This is a genomic window from Prauserella marina (genome assembly GCF_002240355.1).
GTDB lineage: Bacteria > Actinomycetota > Actinomycetes > Mycobacteriales > Pseudonocardiaceae > Prauserella_A > Prauserella_A marina.
In genome coordinates this window covers 2,299,570-2,314,377 of record NZ_CP016353.1, presented here as the reverse complement: position 1 = coordinate 2,314,377, position 14,808 = coordinate 2,299,570, and the positions used below count along the sequence as shown (strand labels likewise).

Genomic DNA, 14,808 nt, shown 5'->3' with positions numbered 1-14,808 from the left:
TGACCAGGTCAAGCCACCCCGCAGGCAACGCGCCACCAGGGGGTTCCCGCTGGGCGGTGTGGCGGTCCCTTTCCGGCCTCACCACGAGGGGCCGCTGCCTGCTCGCCGCGGGGGTCGCCGCCGCGGTCTGCTCGGCGGTGCTCAACGAACGCGACCTGCTGCGGATCGCGGTCTTCGTCATCGCGCTTCCGCTTTTCGTCGCGCTGCTGGCCTCGGCGTCGAAGGTGCGCATCGCCGCGTCCCGCACGCTGCTTCCCGAGCGGGTCGCCGTCGGAGGGCACGGCGAGGTGCAACTCGACCTGTGGCGCGGCGGCAAACTGCCTGCCGGTGAGGTGCTTCTGGAGGACGGCATCCCTTATGTACTGGGCTCCCGTCCCCGGTTCGTCATCGAACGGCTCCCCCATCACCGGTCCGTCGCGCTGCGGTACCCGGTCCAGCCCGCGATGCGCGGCATCCAGCACATCGGCCCGCTGCGCGCGACGGTCACCGATCCTTTCGGGTTGTGCGAATTCGAGCGGGAACTCATCGGAAACTCCCGGCTCGTCGTCGTGCCGAAGGTGTCAAGACTCTGGGGGCTGCCCATCGGGGCGGGAATCGGATCCGGCGACGACGGCAGTATCCGGCTGCACGCCGGGCAGGGCGAGACCGATGTCATCGTCAGGCACTACCGGCAGGGCGACGACCTGCGCAAAGTGCACTGGCGGTCGACGGCACGGCGCGACGAGATCATGGTGCGGGTCGAGGAACGGCCGTGGCGGGGCGGCACGACGGTGCTGCTCGATCACCGTGCCGCGGCACATCACGGCACCGGACCGGCCGCGAGCCTGGAATGGGCGGTGGAATTCGCCGCGAGCGTCAGTCTTCACCTCGGCAGGGCCGGTCACCGGGTACGGCTGGTCAGCGAGCACGGCAGGGTGCTTGCCGACACCCCCGGCGGGGGCGGTCAGAACTACGACAACATCGTGCTCGACGCGCTCGCGGCGCTACAGCCCGCGCACGAGCGCGACATCACGACGGGGGCCGACCCCGGTCAGGGACAGGAACTTATCGCCGTGCTCGGCACCGTCAGCAGGGAATCGGTCCACGAGCTCACCAAAGCCAGGCCACGCGGAACCCGCAGCCTGGCCGTGCTGCTCGACACCCCGGCGTGGGCGGGCGAGCAGGGCGGACTCGAAGGTACGGAAGGCTCGTCGGAGACCACCCGGGAATCGGCGACCCTGCTGCGCGCGGCAGGCTGGGGCGTCGTCATCGCGAGCAAGGCAAGCCCGATCGCCCAGGTGTGGACCGAACTGTGCCGCACGGCCGCGCCCGGCGCCTCGCTGATCGGCGGGCCGGCATGACGACGTATCCGCCTGCGCCTCCCGCCGCGCCGCCGAGCCCCTCCCCACGGCCTCCCGCCGAAGCGCCCTCCTCCAGCGGATTTGGCACGCTGCTGACCCCCGCCGTCGCGGGCCTCGCCACCGTGTCGGCGGCGACCTCGCTCACCGGCGTCGTGCAGGGCATGGCGTGGCTCGGCTACATCGTCGTGGCGACCGTGCTGGTCGGCTGCACCGGCGTGGCGCTGCGCTCGCTGCGCGTACCGGTGGTGCTCGTCGGGCTCGCGCAACTATTCGTGCTGCTGTGTCTCGTCGTCGGTGTCTTCACCCGCAGCGGGATACTGGCGATCTTCCCCGGCCCCGCCGCCTTCAGCGAACTCAACGACGTCCTCATCGCCGCGTTCGACGAGATCAGGACCGGGCTGCCGCCGGTGGAGGGCTCCATGCCCATCCTGTGTCTCGTCACCATCGCCATCGGGCTCGTCGCCGTCGTCGTCGACGCGCTCGCCGTCGGGGCGTCGGCGCCCGCCGCGACGGGACTCGTACTGCTGTGCGTCTACGCGGTGCCATCGGCGCTGGCTGGCGAACTGCTGCCGTGGTGGACCTTCGCGCTGGGCGCGGCGTCGTTCGCCGGGCTGCTCGCCGTCGACGGAAGTCACCGGCACCGGCGCTGGCGCAACCGCAGCACCCCCGGCCTCGGCGCGTCACCCGGCACGGTCTCGGCGCCGGTCGCGGTGGTGTCGGCGGCGCTGGTCGTCGGCCTCGTCGCGGGATCGACGGTCACCGTCATCGGCACGGAGGGCAGCCTTCCCGGCTCGGCCGACAACGGGCAGAACGTTCCCGGTGGTCTCGGCGTCAACCCGTTCACGTCGCTGCGCGGGATGCTCGACCAGGGCGCCGACGTCGAACTGTTCAGGGTGAGCGGGCTCGGCGACGACCGTCGCCTGCTCCGCGCCTTCACTCTCGACACCTACCGGCCCAACGAGGGCTGGGGGCTGGCCGACGGACCCATGCCTGCCGGGGTTCCCGCGACCGGCCCGCTTCCGGCCGCGCCCGGCGACGACGGGTCGGGTGAGAGCAGGGAAATTCGCATCCAGCCGGTCAACTGGTACGACCTGTGGCTGCCGACCTACGGGTCACCACGCAGCCTGCGGGGCCTGTCCGACGGGTGGTACTACGACCGCACCAGCGGCACCGTGTTCCGCGAGCGGCGGCAGCGTCCCGCTCCCTACGTCGAGGTCACCTCGCTGGAGGAGCCGTCGCAGGCCGAGCTGCGCATCGCCGACCCGGGGGCGGACCCGGTTCCCGAGTCCTACACCAACATCGACGGTGTCGATCCACGAGTCGCCCAGCTCGCGCGCGACCTCACCGAGGGCGCGACCAACGACTTCGACAGGGCGCAGGCCATCTGGCAGTACTTCAGCCCCGAGAACGGGTTCGTGTACGACACGAGTACGGCGCCCGCCACCGATCCGGACGCCGTCGCCGACTTCGTGCTCAACGGCAAGCGCGGGTTCTGCGAGCAGTACGCCTCGTCGATGGCCGTGATGCTGCGCTCGCTCGGTGTCCCCACCAGGGTCGCCATCGGGTTCACCACCGGTTATCCCACGTCGGACTACCGCACGATCACCTCGCAGGACGCCCACGCCTGGGTCGAGGTGTACTTCGGCGATCACGGCTGGGTCAGCTTCGACCCGACCCCGCTCTCCGACGGCCGGGGCTACGTGCCGCCCTACCTTGAGGACGAGAACGCGTCGAGCGAGCCGACTTCGCAACAGGAGGAGTCGGCACCGACCGCGCCGTCGAGTTCACAGGCGGCGCCGAGCCCGACCGACCAAGCGGCCGGCCAGGAAGGCGGGCCGGCACCGCCTAGGCCCGGTTTCTCCGACGCGCCGTCGTGGTCGGGCTGGAGCGCACTGGTCACCGCGCTGGCCGCGCTGGTGCTCACCCTCGTCGCCATGACACTCGGCAAACGGTTCGCCGCGGGGCGGCACCGGGACTCCAGCGGATCCGGTCCTCCCCGGTGGCTGACGCCGCTCGCCGGCGCGCTGTGGTTGCTGACGCTGCTGCTGCTCGCCTGGCAGTTGCACTGGGCCGTGGCGCTGGCGGTACTCGGTGTCACCGCCGTCGGGCTGGCTCCCTCCGCGGCGAGGGAATTCGTGCGCAGGAAGCGGCTGCACGACATCTCGGCGCGAGGACCGGCCGCGGCCACCTCGGCATGGGACGAACTGCTCGACGAATGCGCCGACCGGGGCGTGCACATCCCCGACAGCGACACGGTCCGGCTCGCCGCGCAGAAGATCGCCCACCGGCACCACCTCGACGACCGGGGCAAGAACGACCTGCGCACGGTGGTCGACGTCGTCGAGCGATCCTGGTACGGCGGAGCCGACCCGGCGCCGAAGGGACCCGAGTTCGCGGACGCCTTCTCCGGGCTGAGGGACGGCCTCCAGCGCACGGCGCCGAAGTCGTGGCGGAGCAAGCTGCTGCCGCGTTCGCTGTTCCGCCGCCGCTGAGGGAGACCGAGAGCGGACACGAGAAGGGCGCCCGCGAACCACAGGGGCGCCCTTCTCGTCACGCGGGCTCACCCCATGATGCCCTCCGGAAACGGCCGATGGCAGCACAAAAGCAGGGCACCGCATGGTGCCCTGCTTCAGTGACGTCGAGAGGTGACGTTAACGGTCGTCGAAGCGCTGCCGGAAGCGCTCTTCCATCCGTTGTGAGAAGGAATTTCGGCGCACGGGCTTACTCCCGGTCGCGCCACCTGCCTCCTTCTCCTCGGCTGGCTCCCCTCGGGCTCGCATGGCAGTGACGGCGAGCAGGACCCCGAAGAACATCACCACGAAGCCGAGCACGCTCAGCAACGGGATCTCGGCGACCCTGAACGGCACCACGACACCCAGCACCAGCAGCGCTACGCCCACTACGAACAGGGCAACACCCTGTATGCGCCGACGGCGCGTTGGGCGGCGCATCTTGGTGCCACGTACCTGCGATGCGAACTTGGGGTCCTCGGCATAGAGCTCGCGCTCGATCTGATCGAGCAGCTGCTGCTCATGCTCGGAGAGTGGCATCTTTCCTCCTCCGGCACAGCGTTGTCTCCGACCCCTTGGTGGGTGTCGGACCGCGCATCGTCGTGGACCCAACGACCCCCCGATCGGGGCGTCCCCACCAGGATACGAGCATGGCGCGCCGACGACTACCCGATCTCGCATCAAGCACGGAGAGATTTGCACAAAACACCGAACCGGCCAGGCCGAGCAGGGCTTTCCCGGCGAATCTCACCCCTCATCGGGTGACAACAGTGACGCAGGACGCACGGCGGCGGAACCGAACTTCAACCTGGCGACATCCGCCGCGACCTCGGCATCTCTCCATCGCGGCTCCGGAGAAGCGAAGCTGAGCTGTTCGCCGGACTCACCATCGGACAGTCCCTCCACCCGCACCCCGAGCAGCCGCACGGCGCTCTGCCCCGCCGCCGCCTTCATCGCGTCGGTGAGCAGGGATACGACCGTAGCGTGAATCTCCCTCGCGACGTCGGTGGCCGAGAACAGGGTGCGGGCCCGCGTGACGGTGCGAAAATCGGCGAACCTCAGCTTGATCGACACCGTGCGGCCTCTGAGCCCCTTGCCGCGCAGGGTCGCCGCGACGCGCTCCGACAACCGCAGCAGCTCACGGTCGAGCACCGCGCGATCGTGCTGGTCGACATCGAAGGTGTTCTCGGCGCTGATGGATTTGTCCGGCGATTCGGGGACGACCGCGCGCTCGTCACGGCCGCCGGCCAGCGCGTGCAGGTGCTCGCCGAGCGCGGTACCGAGGCCGCGGCGCAGCCGGTCCAGCGGCGTTCTCGCGACGTCGGCGATGGTGCCGAGCCCGAGCCTTCGCAGGTTCTCCTCGGTCTTCTTGCCGACTCCCCACAGCGCCGAGACAGGCAGCGGGTGCAGGAATTCGAGGGCCTCGGTGGCGGGAACGACCAGCATGCCGTCCGGCTTCGCCATCCCGGAGGCCAGCTTGGCGATGTACTTCACGGAGGCCACGCCAACGGAACAGGTGATGCCGTGCTCTGCCTCGACGCGGCGCCTGATGTGCTCACCGACCCCGGCCGGGGTGGTGCCCAGCCTGCGCAGCGCGCCGCTGACGTCGAGAAAAGCCTCGTCGAGACTCAACGGCTCGACGAGCGGGGTCAGCTCACGGAAGATCGCCATGACCCCGTGGGAGACCTCCGAGTACAACCCACGGGTCGGCGGCAACCACACCGCCTGGGGGCACAGCTTCCTCGCCATGCCGGCAGGCATCGCCGAGCGCACCCCGTACTTGCGGGCGGGGTAGTTGGCGGAGAGCACCACGGAGCGGGGCCCCGCTCCGGCGACGATCACCGGCCGCTCCGCCAGTTCCGGCCGGGTGCGCAACTCGACGGCGGCGAAGAACGCGTCCATGTCGATGTGCAGCACACCGCACCCGGTGTCGTCGGGTACGCGGCCACCCCGCGCGAGGTAGCGCTCGAATCCGGCGGGCAATGCCGCGTTTCTTCCCATCGGCGCCAGCTTATTACCGGCCACCGACAACGGCGGGCCCTCAGGCGGGGCGGCGGGCCAGCGCGTGCAGTCTGCTGGCGATGTCGCGCAGCGGCGGGGTGGCCGCCGCGAGCGCCTCGAACGCCGCGAGGTCCTGCTCCCACGAGGCGACGACACTGGCCGGTTCCTCCCCGGTCGCGTGCACGAGGTCGGACACGACGCCGTCGCCCTGTACCGAGACGACGTCGAGCCCCGCGCCGGTCAGCAACGCCTCGATCCCGCCGGTGTCGAATCGCCGTAGCAGGGTTTCGGTGTCACTCGCCTCGCCGAGCGCGCCGCCCGCGCCGGTCAGCAGCGCGCGTGCCTCGGCGAGCCTTCCCGACAGCGCGCGGTGCAGCACCGCGGCGTTCCGGTTGGCGGTCAGCACCGAGACGGCCCCGCCCTGGGTCGTCACGGCGGCGAGCGCGGCGGCGACCGGCACCGGGTCGTCCACCACCTCCAGCAGACCGTGCGCCAGCACGAGATCGGCGGAAGCCGCGGGGACGTACTCGGTGAGCGAATCCGAGTCGTCGGCGATCACCGTGATCCGGTCGGAGACGCCGACCTCGACGGCCCTGCGCTCCAGTGTCGCCAGCGCGTCCGGATTGGGTTCGACCACCGTGACCAGGCATCCCGAGGAGGCGAACGGCACTGCCCACACCCCGCTGCCTCCGCCGACGTCGATCACTCGCGGTTGCTGGACGCCACGTTCGCGGGCGGCGCGCAATTCGGCTTCCAGCGCCTTGCGCACCACCGCCGAGCCATGACCGGCCGAAGTCTCCGTTCGCATGGACGGCAAGCGTAGTTGGGCCGGTCGCGGGTTCTCACCTCGACCGGGCGCGACCGCGCTCCGGATACGGCTACGCTCGCTGTCGTGCACACCGTGGCCGTACTGAGCCTCAAGGGAGGCGTCGGCAAGACGACCGTCGCCCTTGGCATCGCCTCAGCAGCGTTGCGCAGGGGCGTCCGGGCGCTGGTCGGCGATCTCGACCCGCAGGGCAACGCCACCGCGTCGCTCGACCCGCCGATGACCGAGTCGACACTGGCCGACGTGCTGGAGACCCCCCGGCTCGCGGTGATCAACGAGGCACTGGCCCCCAGCGCCTGGTCCGACTCGCTCGACGTGCTCGTCGGTTCCGAGGAGCTCGAACTGCTCAACGAACCGGGCCCGGAGAGCAGGCGGATGGACAATCTCGCGAGGGCTCTCGACGAACTGAGGGCCGCGCGCGAGGACGACCCCTACGAGCTGGCGATTCTCGATTGCCCTCCGTCGCTCGGCAGGCTGACCCGGTCGGCGCTCATGGCCGCCGACACCGCGCTGCTGGTGACCGAGCCGACCATGTACGCGGTGGCGGGCGCGGAGCGGGCGCTTGAGGCCATCGAGACGGTTCGCGAGGAACAGAATCCCCGGTTGCGGCCCGCGGGTGTGCTGGTGAACAAGTTGCGGGCCCGCTCATACGAGCACCAGTACCGCATCGCCGAACTGCGCGAGTCCTTCGGCAGGCTCGTGATGCCGACCGCGATCCCCGACCGGCTCGCGATCCAGCAGGCGCAGGGCGCCTGCACGCCGATCCACGAATGGAAATCGCCTGGCGCGCAGGAAATCGCGCTGACGTTCAACATGGTTCTCGCGAAGATCCTGCGGTCGAGCAGGGCCGGGCGGCACCGGCTCGACCACACCGAGTCCGGCGAGCTGGAGACCGCCGAGCAGGCACCGGACTACCCCGGCTCCGGGCCTGGCCAGAACGAGACCACCTCCCAGTTCCCCGCGATCCGCCAGTACGCCGAGCCGGAGACCGGCTGAGCATGCCGGAAGGCGACGTCGTCTTCCTGACCGGCGTGACGATGAGCCGCGCGCTGGCCGGTACGCGGCTGACCCGGTCGGACTTCCGGCATCCGGCGCTGGCCACGACCGACCTCACCGGCCGCGAAGTGCTGGGGGTTCGCACGGTCGGCAAGCACCTGTTCACCCGGTTCTCCGGCGAGCTGAGTCTGCACTCGCATTTGAAGATGGACGGTTCGTGGCGGGTCTTCGCGCCCGGCGCGCGCTGGACTCTCCCTGGGCACCACGCGAGGGTCGTGCTCGCGAACCGCGAAGCCGAGGTGGTCGGTTTCCGCGTCCATGATCTCGCGTTGCTGCCGACCGGCGAGGAATCCCGCTTCGTCGGGCACCTTGGCCCCGATCTGCTCGATCCACAATGGAGCGACGAGCACGCGCGCGAAGCGGCGAGCGCGCTCGCCGCCGTCCCCTCGCGCGAACTGGGGCTCGCGCTGCTCGATCAGCGCGTCATGGCGGGCATCGGCAACCTCTACAAGGTCGAAATATGTTTCCTGCTCGGTGTCACGCCGTGGTCGCCGGTCACCGCGATCGATCCGGCCGAGGCGGTCGCCCTCGCCAGGAAACTGTTGCTCGCCAACGCGCGGCGGCACGAACAGAGCACGACGGGCCAGCTCACCAGGGGACGGCGCAACTGGGTGTACGAGCGCACTCGTGCGGGCTGCTTCCGCTGTGGCGGCCCCGTCCGCGTCGTCTCCCAAGGCGAAGGCACGCACGCGCGGCCGACCTGGTACTGCCCCGCGTGCCAGCGGGGGCCCGCGCCCCAGCGGTAGCCGAGTTCTGTGCCTGGCAGCCGCAACCGGGTATGCTGCGGTTCGTGCCGGAATCGCCTTTCCCAGCGAGCGCGCCACCAACGACGTGGCACGCGGCTCGTGAAGGCGGCCCCTCGGCGCGGCCGAGCCCGTCGCGGCCGTCGCACCACCGGGCTCCCACTCCCACGTCGTTCAAACTTCCCTTGTACGGTAGCGATCCCGAGCGCGGCGACCTCGCTCCCTGACGCGATTCTCCCTGAATCACCATCAGCACACCCTTTTCGCTTCTCCTTCATTTTCCAGGGAGCTTCGTCATGCCCGAAAACTCTGCCATGGCGGCCTTTGTCGCCGAACTGCCCAAAGTGGAGCTTCATGTTCATCTCGTCGGCTCGGCGAGCCCGGCGACGGTCGCGAGGCTCGCCCGCCGACATCCCGGCTCCGGCGTGCCGACCGATCTCACGGAACTCAGGGAGTTCTTCACCTTCCGGGACTTCGATCATTTCCTCACCGTCTACTGGGCCGTGCAAAGTCTCATCACCACCAGCGCCGACATTCACGATCTCGTCGTGGGTCTGGCCGCCGACCTTTCCGCGCAGCGCTGCCGCTACGCGGAGGTCACCGTGACTCCCTACAACCATGTGCTGGACGGGCTTTCCGGCGACGCGCTGCTCGAAGGGCTCGCCAGCGGAAGGAACGCGGCAGCCACAGAACACGGCGTGGACCTCGCGTGGTGCTTCGACATTCCCGGCGAGAAGGGCACGACCGCCGGAAGAGAGACGCTGATCTTCGCGCTGCGCAACCGGCCGGATGGCCTGGTGAGTTTCGGGCTCGGCGGCCCGGAGATCGGTGTCGGAAGGGCACTGTTCGAGCCGTTCTTCACCGCGGCGAGGGAAGCGGGATTGCACAGCGTCCCGCACGCCGGTGAGACCAGCGGCCCCGCCACCGTGTGGTCGGCGATCCACGATCTCGGCGCCGAACGCATCGGGCACGGCACGAGCAGCGCTGCCGATCCGGCGCTGCTGGCCTATCTGGCCGAACACCGCATCCCGCTTGAGGTGTGCCCGACGTCCAACGTCCGCACGAGGCAGGTGGAATCCGTTGCGGCACACCCGGTTCGGCGGCTGCTCGATCACGGGGTACTGGTCACGCTCAACACCGACGACCCGCCGATGTTCGGGGCGACGCTCAACGGTGAATACCTCACCGTCGCCGAATGCCTCGGGCTCACGAGGACCGAACTCGTCGCACTGGCCGGAAACGCCGTGCGCGCGTCGTTTCTTCAGGATACCCGCAAGGAAGCGCTTCTGGCCGAGTTGGCGAGCGTCGGGTAGGCCACGGTAAAAGCTGTTGCGGGACAACGGAGTCCTGACCTAGCGTTGTGGCACACGAGAGAGGAGGTGGTCCGACGTTGAACAGCTATAGGACTCGTGAGGTGGCTGTCCGCTGACGGACAGCACACGGGCCACCTGCGTTACGTGTGTCTGTCGGTGAATACCAGGCAGTCACCGGCCCCTGGCGCTCCCGGATGCCGGTCCGATCCGGGCTCGAACGGCTGACGACGGTCGAGAGTCACGCCAGGGGCTCTTCACAATCCGGGTACCCCTCCGTTACCCGATCACGCATGGGGCAGCATGGTCGTCGTGCTTTTCGACAGGATCGCCCGCCCCACGCTGTACCGGCTCGGCAAGAACGACCCCGAGATCGTCCACGAGCGCACGGTGCGCGCTCTGGCGAGGCTGAGCGGAGTCCGGCCCGCGCTCACCGCCCTGCACCGGATCTACGGTGTCGACGACCCGGTCACGGTGTTCGGTGTGCGCTTCCCCAGCAGAGTCGGCCTTGCCGCCGGAATGGACAAGGACGGCAAAGCACTGGCGGCGTGGCCCGCGCTGGGCTTCGGCTTCGTCGAGGTGGGCACCGTGACCCGGCTGGCACAGCCCGGCAACCCGGCGCCGCGCCTGTTCACGCTGCCGCGCAGTGAGGCCGTCATCAACCGGATGGGCTTCAACAACGCGGGCGCCGAGGCACTCGCCACCGCGCTGGCAAGGCATGGCACCCCGCCGGTGCCACTGGGCATCAGTATCGGCAAGTCCAAGGTGACCGCCATCGAGGACGCGGTCGCCGACTATCAGGCTTCCCTGCGCGCGTTGCACACCTACGCCGACTACGTCGCGATCAACGTCAGCTCGCCCAACACTCCCGGCCTGCGCACCCTGCAAGACCGCGGTGCGCTGAGCGAACTCCTGGCCGAGCTGCGCCGTACGACGCTCGACCTCGCGAAGGCGCACGGCGGCACGGCGGTGCCCCTGCTGGTGAAGGTCGCTCCCGATCTCACCGAGGACGCGCTCGCCGAACTGCTCGACGTGTGCGGGGAGCAGGAGGTCGCGGGCATCATCGCCACCAACACGACGCTGGAGCGCTCCGGGCTCGACCCCGCCGAGGCTCCGGTCGGCAAACAGCAGGGCGGGCTGTCAGGGAAGCCGCTCACCGAACGCGCCCGTGACGTGGTGCGATTCATCCGCGCCGAGGCGGGCGACCAGTTGCCGATCATCGGCGTCGGTGGCGTCTCCTGCCCCGACGACGCCGAACGGATGCTCGCGGCGGGGGCCAGTCTCGTACAGCTCTACACCGCGTTCGCGCTGCACGGTCCCTCTGTCGTCCGGCGGATCAACCGGACGCTGGCAGCGCGGAAGGGCGCCGGGTACTGAGGTAGCGCAGGTAGGCGCGCCAGCAGCCGTAACAGCTGATGTCCTCGCCTTCCCCGGCGGCGACCGGGTCGCACAGCAGACCGGTGACGGCCTCGCCATCGGCCAGCTCGACGCCGCCGAGCATCAGAGGCGCCCGCAGACCCGCGAGAAACCTGCCGAGACCGGCCGGTGACACCAGCCAGCGCTCGGCGAGCAGACTCACTCCCTCAGCGGCGACGCTCACGACACCGGCCTCCGGAGGGCTGCCAGGCAGCGCCACCATCCGGTACCTCGGCGCCGTCTCGGCGAAGCCGGTGAATCGCGCGCCGAGGTCCGTCAGTTCGGCGTTGCGGGGCTGGCCGCGCAGGAAACCTCCGAACGCCACCAGCTCAAGGCCACTCGCCGGATAGGCACCCTCGGCGGGCACACCGGTCAGCAGCGCGACGAGGTCGATGCCGATCTGATCGTCGAAAGCCCTGGTCACCAGGGCGAGCCCAGCGGGGCTTCCGCCCGGCAGCAGCGCGGCGGCCGTGTCGAGCGTGGCCAGGACGCGGGTCAGTGCCGGTTCGGTCGCCTCGGAGGGCATCAGCAGCGCGTCGTGGCCGCGCAGCAGGGTCGCCGGTTTCGCCGCCCACGCCGCAACGCTGCCCGCGAGCCCGATCTCGGTCACCACGCAGCCCGCCGCGCGCAGGCTGTCGACGGTCGCGGCCATCGCCCCCCTCGATTCCAGCGCAAGCGCGCCAAGCTCGCTGGCGGAGGGAACGGCGATCCTGGGATGCTCCCCCGCCGAGAACCGCACGAAGGAAGGCCAGGAACGGCACGAGTGGTCGGTCTCATCGGGACCGGTCAGCGCGCGCAGCGCACGCTGGGCGATGTCGATGTCGGCGGCGAGCACGGTCACCGGCCCGAGGCAGGGGACGAGCCCCCGCGTCGGGCTGAGCCCGACGACATCGCGGTAACCGGATGGCAAGCGATCGCTGGTGACGACGTCGACCACGTCGAGTATCGCGGGCAGTTCACCGGTACCCGCGCCGTCGGGCAGCGAGTTCTCCGCGATCGCGAACACCACCGCCCCCGCCTTGCCGAGCCGGTGCACGGCGGTGGCGTCGTCCTGGACGGCCGCCAGAATCCCGGCCAGCGGGACCTGCTCCCCACTCCTGACCCGCTCGTCCACCGCCTTGGCCTCGACGAGGACGTCCTCGCGGGAGCGGAGGGTGACCGAGCCGGGCTCCGGTCCGCGCGCGGCGCGGTCGTAGGCCGCGATCGCGCGCTGGTAGGAGCTGACCGGCGGAACGGGAAGGGGGTCGTCATCGAACAGGAATCGGTTCACGCCGCTGTCCTTTCCGCCGGGACAGCCGCTGGTACGCACTGACGGCGTACGCGCTGACGGCGCCGGGGACAGTGGCTGCCACGGTGCCGGAACACCGCCGCACCACGCTGACACTCCGCCGCCGCCACCGAGAAAACCTCCGGCCCGGCACTCTGTGCGCCACGCCCCGCCGGAGGTTACACCACGGGCAGCCTCGGCGATGTGGGATACCCATGGCGGGGATTCCCCAACCGGGGTGGCTTCTGGTGCCGGAGAATCCCGGCGTCACCGGGGAGACACGAGCCCAGTGCCCGACCGCTACCTGCGGGTTTGCCGGTCTCTGGGAACGAACTCCCGGCAGGGGCCGGGTTCCGCCCCGCTCAGGACAGTTCGCGCAGTGCCAGCGCGAGCCCGGCCAGCCGGTCCGTGGCGTCGGTGAGCGCTTCCTTGCCGGGAGCAACGCCTCCCGAGCTGGCGGCGACGGCCTTGCCCGCCGCGGCGACGAGTCCGCCGTAGCCGTCGACGCCGTCGTCCAGTTGCGTCCGCAGGGTGCGGACCGCCGAATCGAGCGCGCTGCGCTCGCCGTCCGGCGCCGAGTCGCGGGCCCGCTCGATGGCCTGGATGCGAGCGGCGAGAGCCCGCAGCGCGGTGGCGGCGTCTTCCGCGGTGGCCTTCGCGTCCTCGACCGACACCCCTGGCACCGCCGAGGGCGCCCCGTCGGCCGTGGTGGCCAGCTGGCGCAGCAATTCGGCCAGGGACGCCTCGCTCTCGGCGAGCCGTTCCATGGGTTTTCTCGCGGCCGACGCCGCCGAGGGCAACGGGGCCGGTTCAGTGTTCCGCGGGAGTTCGGTCCGGTTGAGCTGCCTCAGCCGGACGAACGAGCGCACACCGAGCGCGCTCGCGACCACGGCGGCCGCGATACCGCCGAACGCTCCCGCGATGCCTTCTTGCGCCCCGATGACCCCGGCGTAGCCCCCGACCGCCCACAGCACGCTGAGCAAGGCCAGCACGACCCACAGGGTCAGCGCCCTCGACGTCCGGCGCTTCTGCCGCGCGAGCTTGGCCGAGGGGTCGTTCCACCGCATCCATTTCTCGCGCATGTCCGAGACGACGGGCAGATCAACAGGAAGCGCGGGACGCGCGGACCTGGAAGCCTCGCGATCCCGCGGGGTTTCGTCCCTGCCCGTGCTCTCCTGCTGCCCCTGCTGACCGCCGCCGTCTTGCCGCTGCGCGGGCGGCACGTACTTCTGCAACTTCCGCTGCGCGCGCTGGGCGTAGTCGGGCAAGCGTTCGAGGTGCTTCTCCAGTTTCGCGCTGAACTCGCCGAAGTCACGCTTACCCGACATCGCTACCCGCTCAGGCCTGGTTCTTCTGCCGCTCGGCCTCGACGCGCGCCTGGATCTCCTTCTGCACCTCACCCGCAGAGGAGGCCGGAGCGGCCGAGCCGGCCGACGAGCCCTCGGTGACCTGGGCGACCGATTCGCCCTTCATCGAAGCCCTGATCTGCTCAAGCCGGTTGTGTCCCGCGAGCTGCGTCGTGGAGTGCTGAACCTCCATCATGCGGCCCTGCACCGAGTTCTGAGCCAGCTCAGCCGAGCCGAGCGCCGTGGTGTAGCGCTTCTCGATCTTGTCCCTGACCTCGTCGAGCGACGGAGTGTTGCCGGGAGCGGCCAGCTCGGTCATCTGCGTGAGCGAGGCGGAGACCTGCTCCTGCATCTTGGCCTGTTCGAGCTGCGACAGCAGCTTGGTGCGCTCGGCCAGCTTCTGCTGCAACATGCTCGCGTTGCGCTCCACCGCCTGCTTGGCCTGCCCGGCGGCCTGCAACGACTGGTCGTGCAACGTCTTGAGGTCTTCGATGCTCTGTTCGGCGGTGACGAGCTGCGCGGCGAACCCCTCGGCGGCGGTCTCGAACTCCTGCGCCTTCTTCTCGTCCCCCTTTGCCCGCGCCTCGTCGGCCAGCACGAGGGCCTGCCTCGTCGACGACTGTAGTTTCTCGACCTCGCCGAGCTGCCGGTTGAGCTTCATCTCCAACTGGCGCTGGTTGCCGATGACCGACGCCGCCTGCTGGGAGAGCGCCTGATGGTTGCGCTGCGCCTCCTCGATGGCCTGCTGGATCTGCACCTTCGGGTCGGCGTACTCGTCAACCTTCGACGAGAACGCCGCCATGAGGTACTTCCAGAACTTCACGAAAGGGTTGGCCATCTCCTCCGCCTGCCTTCTCACGTCCCACGGGCTGTTGATCCGGTGTCGTCACCGTCCGCCGATGTCCTGGCAACGCGCGACCCCCGGTGTTGGGTTCCATCGTGTCAGGTCAACGGCCGCCGTTCCAGGCGACCCCGGGGGAATTCAGGGATGGC

General features: G+C 70.1%; 12 protein-coding genes. 6 read left to right on the top strand and 6 right to left on the bottom strand.

Annotated features, from left to right (window positions below; all coding sequences use genetic code 11):
- Nucleotides 1–56: 56 nt before the first annotated feature.
- Nucleotides 57–1,340 (top strand): DUF58 domain-containing protein, encoded by a 1,284-nt coding sequence (locus BAY61_RS10700; RefSeq protein WP_091795791.1) that lies wholly within the window; start codon nucleotides 57–59, stop codon nucleotides 1,338–1,340.
- Nucleotides 1,337–3,832 carry a transglutaminase TgpA family protein gene (locus BAY61_RS10695; RefSeq protein ID WP_091798642.1) on the top strand — a complete coding sequence of 832 codons (2,496 nt, stop codon included), beginning with the start codon at nucleotides 1,337–1,339 and terminating at the stop codon, nucleotides 3,830–3,832. Before BAY61_RS10700 ends, BAY61_RS10695 begins: the two co-directional genes overlap by 4 nt.
- 159 nt (nucleotides 3,833–3,991) lie before the next feature.
- Here the strand turns inward: BAY61_RS10695 and BAY61_RS10690 are convergent, their stop codons facing one another.
- The 3 genes from BAY61_RS10690 to BAY61_RS10680 form a co-directional block, all read right to left on the bottom strand.
- Nucleotides 3,992–4,390, bottom strand: a complete 399-nt coding sequence (locus tag BAY61_RS10690) for a DUF3040 domain-containing protein (RefSeq protein ID WP_091795789.1) — start codon at nucleotides 4,388–4,390, stop codon at nucleotides 3,992–3,994.
- 207 nt (nucleotides 4,391–4,597) lie between these two features.
- Entirely contained in the window at nucleotides 4,598–5,851 is a 1,254-nt protein-coding gene (dinB, locus tag BAY61_RS10685; RefSeq protein WP_091795786.1) for a DNA polymerase IV, read from the bottom strand.
- Between the two features lie 40 nt (nucleotides 5,852–5,891).
- A complete protein-coding gene (locus tag BAY61_RS10680) occupies nucleotides 5,892–6,659 on the bottom strand; it encodes a class I SAM-dependent methyltransferase (RefSeq protein WP_091795783.1) in 768 nt (255 codons plus the stop codon).
- An 84-nt stretch (nucleotides 6,660–6,743) separates the two neighbouring features.
- Between BAY61_RS10680 and BAY61_RS10675 the strand changes: the two genes are divergently transcribed.
- The 4 genes from BAY61_RS10675 (at nucleotide 6,744) to BAY61_RS10660 (ending at nucleotide 11,163) form a co-directional block, all read left to right on the top strand.
- Complete coding sequence (locus BAY61_RS10675) at nucleotides 6,744–7,673, top strand: ParA family protein (protein ID WP_091795780.1); 930 nt, start codon at nucleotides 6,744–6,746, stop codon at nucleotides 7,671–7,673.
- 2 nt (nucleotides 7,674–7,675) lie between these two features.
- On the top strand, nucleotides 7,676–8,479 hold the full coding sequence (locus tag BAY61_RS10670; RefSeq protein ID WP_091795777.1) for a DNA-formamidopyrimidine glycosylase family protein: 804 nt from the start codon (nucleotides 7,676–7,678) through the stop codon (nucleotides 8,477–8,479).
- Between the two features lie 293 nt (nucleotides 8,480–8,772).
- Nucleotides 8,773–9,789 (top strand): adenosine deaminase, encoded by a 1,017-nt coding sequence (gene add / locus BAY61_RS10665; protein WP_091795774.1) that lies wholly within the window; start codon nucleotides 8,773–8,775, stop codon nucleotides 9,787–9,789.
- Nucleotides 9,790–10,098: 309 nt separating this feature from the next.
- The gene (locus tag BAY61_RS10660; protein WP_091798639.1) at nucleotides 10,099–11,163 is read left to right on the top strand and encodes a quinone-dependent dihydroorotate dehydrogenase; all 1,065 of its coding nucleotides are present in this window, start codon (nucleotides 10,099–10,101) and stop codon (nucleotides 11,161–11,163) included.
- On the opposite strand, the gene BAY61_RS10655 is transcribed toward BAY61_RS10660, so the two are convergent.
- From BAY61_RS10655 to BAY61_RS10645, 3 genes are all read right to left on the bottom strand, one after another.
- Nucleotides 11,123–12,472, bottom strand: a complete 1,350-nt coding sequence (locus BAY61_RS10655; protein ID WP_091795770.1) for an allophanate hydrolase-related protein — start codon at nucleotides 12,470–12,472, stop codon at nucleotides 11,123–11,125. The two genes, BAY61_RS10660 and BAY61_RS10655, sit on opposite strands and share 41 nt — an antisense overlap.
- Nucleotides 12,473–12,831: 359 nt before the next feature.
- Nucleotides 12,832–13,797 carry a phage shock envelope stress response protein PspM gene (pspM, locus tag BAY61_RS10650; RefSeq protein ID WP_091795766.1) on the bottom strand — a complete coding sequence of 322 codons (966 nt, stop codon included), beginning with the start codon at nucleotides 13,795–13,797 and terminating at the stop codon, nucleotides 12,832–12,834.
- Nucleotides 13,798–13,807: 10 nt separating this feature from the next.
- The gene (locus tag BAY61_RS10645; RefSeq protein ID WP_091795762.1) at nucleotides 13,808–14,653 is read right to left on the bottom strand and encodes a PspA/IM30 family protein; all 846 of its coding nucleotides are present in this window, start codon (nucleotides 14,651–14,653) and stop codon (nucleotides 13,808–13,810) included.
- Nucleotides 14,654–14,808 lie beyond the last annotated feature (155 nt).